The sequence below is a fragment of the Oleiphilus sp. HI0125 genome (assembly GCF_001635355.1).
Genome location: NZ_LWGF01001470.1, coordinates 1 through 868, shown reverse-complemented (window position 1 = coordinate 868; position 868 = coordinate 1). Strand labels below are relative to the sequence as shown.

Here is an 868-nt window from a genome sequence, read left to right as displayed (position 1 = left end):
GGATGCTCAGGAGTGCCACTCAGCCCCAAAACTTCTGTCTCAGAAGCCTCCTCAGACTCAACATTTTGAATCTGGACATCGACACCACACCCCACGCCGCAGTAAGGGCAAGTCGTGCGCTGCAGTGCAACGTTTGACCCAACAGATTTAAACTGAATAAGCTCTGCGCTAGACACAATTAACTCGCTACACTTAACTGAACCATTTCATCAACGATACGTGCCGGAAACACGGAAACAGATTGCTCTGGATCATCAATACATTCGCCCGTTGTTAAACAGAAACGCTGCTTATATAAAGGTGAAGCAACCACATAACGCAGCGGAGTATCTTCACCCGAAACTGAACAAATCAAACCACGGTAAAGCACATTCGCCTTACCGATCGGGTCAAAGTTACTAATCGCGAGTACTTGTTCTTGTTCACCTTGCGTCAACTTAAACAACGCAACTTGCTCTCCATTTACTAAGGCACAAACACCAGAGTTATCGACAAGATCGTTTGTTTGGCAGATAGAAACCCAGTTTTCATTGCTAGACATCATTTTCTCTCTTATATCATTCGTTCTTAATTCGTTAGAGGCTTATGTATTAAGCCAAAGCATCTTCAGCAAGGACTTTATCCGTCGCAATCAGATCACCTGATTGTTTTTCTTGCTCTGTTGCTGGACGAATTTGATCTCTTTCTTGAACAAATACGATGTTAGGATCAGTCGCATCAGCCGCGTTTACGAACTGACGGAAGCGCTTACGCGACTCTTCATTTTCAACTGCCGTTTTCCACTCACACTGGTAGGTATCCACAACATGCTGCATCTGGGCTTCTAGCTCTGCGCAAATACCCAACGAGTCTTCAATAACCACTTGTT

3 protein-coding genes are annotated in these 868 nt (G+C 44.7%); all 3 read right to left on the bottom strand.

The window, feature by feature from the left end; all coding sequences use genetic code 11:
* The coding region (locus A3762_RS28995; protein WP_156493740.1) for a hypothetical protein at nucleotides 1-176 on the bottom strand (176 nt) is incomplete at its 3' end.
* 2 nt (nucleotides 177-178) lie between these two features.
* A complete protein-coding gene (nirD, locus tag A3762_RS24825) occupies nucleotides 179-544 on the bottom strand; it encodes a nitrite reductase small subunit NirD (protein ID WP_369820684.1) in 366 nt (121 codons plus the stop codon).
* Between the two features lie 46 nt (nucleotides 545-590).
* On the bottom strand, nucleotides 591-868 hold a 278-nt coding region (locus A3762_RS24820; protein WP_156493739.1), incomplete at its 5' end, for a hypothetical protein.